Origin of the sequence: Micromonospora sp. ATCC 39149 (genome assembly GCF_000158815.1) — a bacterium.
Lineage (GTDB): Bacteria > Actinomycetota > Actinomycetes > Mycobacteriales > Micromonosporaceae > Micromonospora.
Genome location: NZ_GG657738.1, coordinates 816,435 through 822,491, shown reverse-complemented (window position 1 = coordinate 822,491; position 6,057 = coordinate 816,435). Strand labels below are relative to the sequence as shown.

The 6,057-nt window shown below is 74.2% G+C and carries 6 protein-coding genes; 5 read left to right on the top strand and 1 reads right to left on the bottom strand.

Annotation, left to right across the window (positions count from 1 at the left end; genetic code table 11):
• On the bottom strand, window positions 1-390 hold the full coding sequence (locus MCAG_RS03245) for a hypothetical protein (RefSeq protein WP_036372140.1): 390 nt from the start codon (window positions 388-390) through the stop codon (window positions 1-3).
• A 330-nt stretch (window positions 391-720) separates the two neighbouring features.
• Between MCAG_RS03245 and MCAG_RS33335 the strand changes: the two genes are divergently transcribed.
• The 5 genes from MCAG_RS33335 to MCAG_RS33330 form a co-directional block, all read left to right on the top strand.
• Window positions 721-1,638 (top strand): hypothetical protein, encoded by a 918-nt coding sequence (locus MCAG_RS33335; protein WP_198141483.1) that lies wholly within the window; start codon window positions 721-723, stop codon window positions 1,636-1,638.
• A complete protein-coding gene (locus MCAG_RS03235; protein WP_036372136.1) occupies window positions 1,578-1,898 on the top strand; it encodes a sensor histidine kinase in 321 nt (106 codons plus the stop codon). Before MCAG_RS33335 ends, MCAG_RS03235 begins: the two co-directional genes overlap by 61 nt.
• Window positions 1,886-2,536, top strand: a complete 651-nt coding sequence (locus tag MCAG_RS03230) for a response regulator transcription factor (protein ID WP_007071547.1) — start codon at window positions 1,886-1,888, stop codon at window positions 2,534-2,536. Before MCAG_RS03235 ends, MCAG_RS03230 begins: the two co-directional genes overlap by 13 nt.
• A gap of 1,020 nt (window positions 2,537-3,556) precedes the next feature.
• Window positions 3,557-4,882 carry a hypothetical protein gene (locus MCAG_RS03225; RefSeq protein WP_036372134.1) on the top strand — a complete coding sequence of 442 codons (1,326 nt, stop codon included), beginning with the start codon at window positions 3,557-3,559 and terminating at the stop codon, window positions 4,880-4,882.
• The coding region (locus MCAG_RS33330; protein WP_007071545.1) for a hypothetical protein at window positions 4,879-6,057 on the top strand (1,179 nt) is incomplete at its 3' end. The genes MCAG_RS03225 and MCAG_RS33330, both read left to right, overlap by 4 nt.

Below are 6,057 nucleotides of genomic sequence, written 5' to 3'. Positions count from 1 at the left end.
TCATCGCGGTGTGCTGCGGGTTGGGCCGGTCCCGGGCGGCCTCCCGGTCCAAACGGGCATGGCCCGTTCCAGCCGCTCGACCGCCGCGGTCAGGTCCTCCTCCCGGCGGTGGCGCAGATGCCGGGGCAGCAGCATGGCGGCGATCATGAAGTCGAGCGCCGCGTGCTCGCCGCCGCCGGGGCGCAGGGTCCGTTGGGCGGCGGTGAGCGCCGCGAACGCCTCCTCCTCGTCGTCGGGCCGACGCCGTACGGCGAGCAGGGACGCGAGCCGGACCGCGACCACCCGCGCCTCGGGCCGGGCCCGGGGCACCAGCTCCCGCGCGGTGCGCGCGGCGTCGATCGCGCTATTCAGGTCGGCGGCGGAATTGGTGCAGAGGAATCGGCTCTGCAATGCGTCGCAAAGCCTCCACAGCAACACGAGGCGCTCTGCCGCGGAGCGACTTCCGGAAGCCGACAGTTGATCTTCGGCGGCGCGCACTGCGGCATCGACCCGATGGCAGGGAATGTGCCCCATCTGTTGCAGCATGAATCATCCGAACGGTTGGCATGGTGAGAGGGGTACGCCACTTCGGCCGTGCCAGCGTGGCAGTCCGCTATTCGATTCGTCAATGCCCGTCCGGCGACTAATCGCAGGAAATCCGCATCGGGTGTCGCGGCCGGGCGCGCGTGTCCGCCGATATGCCGACTGTCCCGTGCAAGCGCGACGTGCCATCGTCGGAACGTGGCGCAAACAGGGGTGCTGAACCGGGGGAAGGCCGCGGTGCGGGTGAACGCGCTGCTGATCTGGGCGGCCGGTTGCCTGCGGGTCGTGCAACTCGCGGTCTGGATACCGGTGCCGCTCATCGGTGGCCTGCGGATGTACCGGCTGCCGGCCCTGGTCCTGGCCGGCTACCTGCTGACGGTCGCCTGGACGGTGCTGCTGTTCGTCCGGGCGGGCCGCGCCGGCCGGATGGGCCACGGCTGGGTGTACGCCGATGTGCTGGTGGCGCTGCTCGGGCTGCTGCTGGTGCCGGCCGCCTGCGTCGCCTCGTGCGACACGGGTTGGCAGCACTGGGTCCTGCCGCCGGCGATGGGCGCGGCGATCGTGGCCGCCGCGTTCGCGCCCCGCTGGCCGGCGACGGCGGCCGTCGCCCTGCTCGTGGCCGGGTACCTGGTCGGGTCCCTCCGTGAACTGGTGGGCAGCCCGGACGGGTTCGGCGCGATCACCGTCAACGCGGTATCGCTGCTGGGCTTCGCAGTGCTGGCCGCGGTGGTCGCCGGCTACCTGCGAGGCAGCGCCGACCAACTGGACGCCGCCACCGAGGCCGCGCTGGCCGCCGGGGCGCGGGAGGCAGCCGCGCAGGCCCGCTTCGACGAGCGGACCCGCCAGTACGACGCGCTGCACCGCACTGTGCTGACCACGCTCAGCATGATCGCCGGGGCCGGCTGGACCACCGCCAGGCGGAGGTGCGCGCGCTCGCCCAGCGCGACGCCGACTACCTGCGCGGGCTGGTCACCGCCGGCAGCGGCGGCCCGATGGCGAACCTGGCCAGCGCGCTGGCCGGGGTGGTCCGGGACAAGCAGGCGTTGGGCCTGCAGGTGCACTCGCAGTTCCACGACCTGTCCGACCGCCTGCCCGAGGACGTCGAGCAGGCCCTGACCAACGCGGTCAGCGAGGCGCTGACCAACGTCACCAAGCACGCCGGCACCGACGAGGCCTGGCTGACCGCCGTCGGCGGCGACGGCGGGGTCACGCTCAAGGTCGTCGACCGGGGCCGGGGCTTCCGGCCGGAGGCGGTCAACCCCGGCCGGGGGCTCCTGCGCGAGCTGCGGCACTGCGTCGTGGAGGTGGGCGGCCGGGTCGCGATCGACTCCGCGCCTGATCAGGGAACGATGGTGGAGGTCTCATGGCGGCGATGATCGAGATCGGCGCGATCGACAACGACCAGATGCTGCTGGAGGGCATGTCCGCCTGGATGAGCCGCCTGCCGGACATCACGCTCACGGCGCTCGCCGTCTCGGTGGACGAGTTCCTGGCGGCGACGCGACGGCCGAGGATCGTGATCCTCGACCTGAACCTGGAGAACTTCACCGATCCCGCCGACAACGTCCGCCGGTTGGTGGCCGTCGGGCACACGGTCGTCGTGGTGTCGGTGATCCCGGATCCGGTCTACATCGCGGCGACCACCGAGGCCGGTGCCTCGGCGTACGTGCTGAAGGCCAACAACCTCGGCGTCCTTGCCGACGTGATCCGGCAGGTCGCCGCCGGCGAGACGCCGATGACCACCGAGCACGCGTTCTGGCTCGGCCGCGACGCCCGACCGGAACGCCCCCATCTGTCCGCCCGGGAACGGGAGGTGCTGGTCTCCTACGGCAGTGGGTGCACCGTCGAGGCGGTGGGCCGGGTGCTGGGAATAGCGCCCGGCACGGTAAGGACCTACCTCGATCGGATCAAGGAGAAATACGCGCGCGCCGGCCGGCCGATCGAGCACCGGGTGCAGTTTCTCGACCGCGCGCGCGAGGACGGATTCGGACGTGGCCGGTTGCCGCCGAAGTAGGAGGCGAGGGCCGGGGGTGACTCGTTCGAATGGCCTCCTTCGTTCACCCCCGGGACGCCGTCCGACGATTGCGCTCAGCCATTCGGACGGCTGATCCGAGCCGTGTGGCCTTTCCTGAATGGCGCCGAAAAAGTGTCCGAAGGCCGACACCGACAATTCCAGCCACCCGACTACAGTCGGTCCACGCCGACGCCGAGCGCGGCAATTCCCGCATCATCTCCTGATTCGTCCCCTCCTCATCTGCTGATCGTCGGTGGCCCGACGTTGGCCAAACGACGGCCCGGCCGGCCGTACCCCTGACCGGAGGACAACCGTGCCGATACAGCGCACAGATCCCGCAGCGCGGAGCCGCGAACGCGCCGAGCGCCTGCTCGCCGCGGTCACCGGGGCGTTGCCGGGCGGCCCGCACGCCGACTCCGCCCGGTCGGCCGCGGCGTTGGTCGTGCGGGCCGCCGAGGCGCCGATCTCCGTGGCCCTGCTGGCCGAGGGCACCGGTGACCACGTCGTCAGCCACCACCTGTGGCAGCCGCTGCTCGGCGGGGACGCGCCTGCCCTCACCCCGCAGCGATCCACCCTCGGGTACGTCACGGTGGCGCGCCTGCGCGCCGTCGCCGGGGAGCGGGCGGCCGTCCGCACCGTCTCGGTGTCCTTCCTGGACCGCGCGGAGATCGCGGGCTGTCGGGCCGACATCCTCGACCTGCTCGACGACGGGCTCGCGCCGGCCGCCGACTGGGCGCAGGCGCTGGCGTGCGCCCGGCGGCTGTGGCCCGGCGCCGACGCGGAGTGCCGGGCCGCCTTGACCGAACTCGTCGCGCTGCACCGGGCCGAGGTCTTCGCCGAGCATCTGCTCGGCGTCGAGGCGGTCCCGGCCCGCCTCGACGCGGTGCCCCAGGCGACGATGCCGTTCCACGTCGGCGGGGCAGTCTCCCTACCCACCGTTCCCCGACACCACCGCGTCCGGACCGTACGCCCCCCGCCACCGAACTCGCCCAGAACGTCCTGCACCGGATCTTCCCCGCCGTGCGCCGGGTCACCGTCGAGGTGGACGTGCCCCGGTCCCGGTGGCCGCTGGGCGACGAGCCCCTCGAACTGGTCGACCTGCCGGTGCTGTCCCCCCGCCTGCGCACCGGCCGCGCCGATTGGCTGATCGAGCGGGAACTGCGCGCCGCCAGCGCGGCCGTGCTGCTACCCGGCCCGCGGCACGACGCCGAGCGGGTCGTGCAGGCGTACCCCCGCACGACCGTCCTGGCCGGGCCGGACAGCGCGGCGCTGCGCGATGGTCCGCTCGCCCCCGCCCGCGCCGACGACCTGCTCGACGCCGTCCTCGGCGCGGGCCGCGACGCCGGCCGCGCGGCGCGCGCCGCCCGGGCCCACGCGGCCCACCTGGACCTGCGCCGGGTGCTGCGCGAGACCGTCGCGGCGCTCGACGAGGAGTCCCCGGCCGCCCCGCCGCCGCCCCTGCCCGCCGAGGAACGGCTGCGCGACCTGGTGGGCCGCATCGGCGCAGAGCTGACCGCGCTGATCGACGACGTGGGACGCGGTGTCGCCGGCCCCGACGCCCGGTCGGCCGCTGGGATGACCCCGCAGGACGCGGTCACCCAGCGGGTGGTGGCCCGGGTTCACTCCTGGCCACAGTGGGCGATTCTGTTCGCGGCGGTCACCGACGAGCTGGTGCAGCCCGGCGACGGGTTCGAACGGGAGCAACCGCCCGTGCGCCCCGACGAGTTCGAGGCGAGGTTCCGCGCAACCCTCCGGGAGCTGCCGTCGGTGATCGGTGAGGTCGTCGACGCGACGGTCGCCGCCTGGCGCCTACGCCGCTCCGCGCGGCTCGGCCCGCTCAAGGCCGAGCTGCTCGACGGCGTCGAACCGGTGCGCGAGCGGCTGGTCCGGGAGGGCGCAGACGCTGTGCTGGCCACGCTCCGGCGCGCCGTGCAGCTCGACTGGCTGCCCACGACCGGCCCGGCCGACGGCGCGCCGGCCGTCGACGCCGACGCCGCGCGGCAGGCGTTCCCCCTCGCCCCGGACCGGCTCCTGCCGTGGCACGACCCGCAGGGGTACGGCCGGCACCAGGTGACCGTCATGCGGCTGCGCCGGGAGCTGGTCGAGGCCGTCCGCCGGCTGGCCGTCGAGGGCCTGGCCGTGGAACAGGCACGCCGGGTCGATGGCATCCGTCACGCGCTGCGGGAGCTGCGCGCCGCCCTGCCCCGCACCGACGCGGAGATCCGGGCGCTGGCCGGCACTGATCCCGCCGCCGAGCCGGACCCCCCGCAGGCCGTCGCCCGGCGGGTGGAGGCCCTGCTCGACGAGGACGACCAGTGGCCCCGCACCGACGAGGAGGGCAGATGAGCACCGAGGACCTCCACCCGCCCGGCGCCGGACGGCGGATCCGGCCGACCATCCGCCGCTTCCCCGACCGGCACGGCGGGTTGGCCGCCGTCGACTTCGGCACCACCAACTCCACGGTCACCCTCTACGACCCGTACCGGCCGCCGCCGCAGCTGCCGATGCCGGCCGACCAGCGGGCCGTCCTGTGCCGGGAGACCGTGGCGCTGCTCCGCGCCGAGCCCGCCGACGACGAGCTCGCCACGCCGCGCGCCGAGCCCTGCCGCGCCGAGTGGTCCGCCCTGCGCGAGCGGATCGCCGGCAACCTGACCGGCACCGACGTCGAGGGCCTCGTCGAGGCCGTCGAGGGCGACGAGGCCACCGGGGGCGGCCTCCTGCACCGGGTGCTGCTGGCGCTCGACCTGGCCCAGCCCGGCGGCACCGCGCCCTTCTCGGCCTGGCTCGCCGGCCGCCTGCACCGCTGCTACGACACCGCGTTCGCGACCCCGGCCCTGGAACACCACTCCCTGTTCCCGGTGCGGCTGGACAGCGCGATCGAGGCGGAGGAGGTCCCGAGCCGCCTCGACGTCACCGCGGTCGACCCGGATCTTCGCGTCCGTCTCGGCCCGCCGCTGGGCGACGGCACGCCGCTGGCCTCCGTGCGGGGCCTCAAGCACCACCTGGACGAGCCGGGCTTCCGCGTCGAACTGCGCGACGACCACCGCACGGTCGACCTGGAGGCGCTGCTCGGCGGAGCCTTCGGCTTCCTGCTCGACCGCACCGACGAGTTCACCCGGGCCCACCCGGACCGGCTGGAGAGTGGCCATGTCGACCAGGTGGTGGCCACCTACCCGACCATGGCCCCGCCGTCGGCCCGGCAACGCCTGGCGCGGGTGCTCACCGACGTGCTCGGCGTAGGCGAGGCCGACCTGCGCTACGACGAGGCGATCTCTGCCGCGCTCTTCTTCCTGATGCGCGACCTCGGCGCCAACTACGCCATCGGCATCGAGGCGCTGCGGGCCCGTTTCCGCCCGGCTCCCGGCCGGCAGCGGCACTGGATCGAGAACTGCCTCGTCGTCGACATCGGCGGCGGCACCACGGACATCGCGCTCGTCACCATCCACCTGCGTGACGAGACGCCGGAGCTGCCGGGGGCTGCACCCGGCACCACTGGCCGCTACTACCGGCTGCAGCCCCAA

What these genes read in the sequence shown, in the direction of transcription:
- MCAG_RS03230 (WP_007071547.1), top strand. Translation starts at nt 1,886, where the DNA reads ATGGCGGCGATGATCGAGATCGGCGCGATCGACAACGACCAGATGCTG.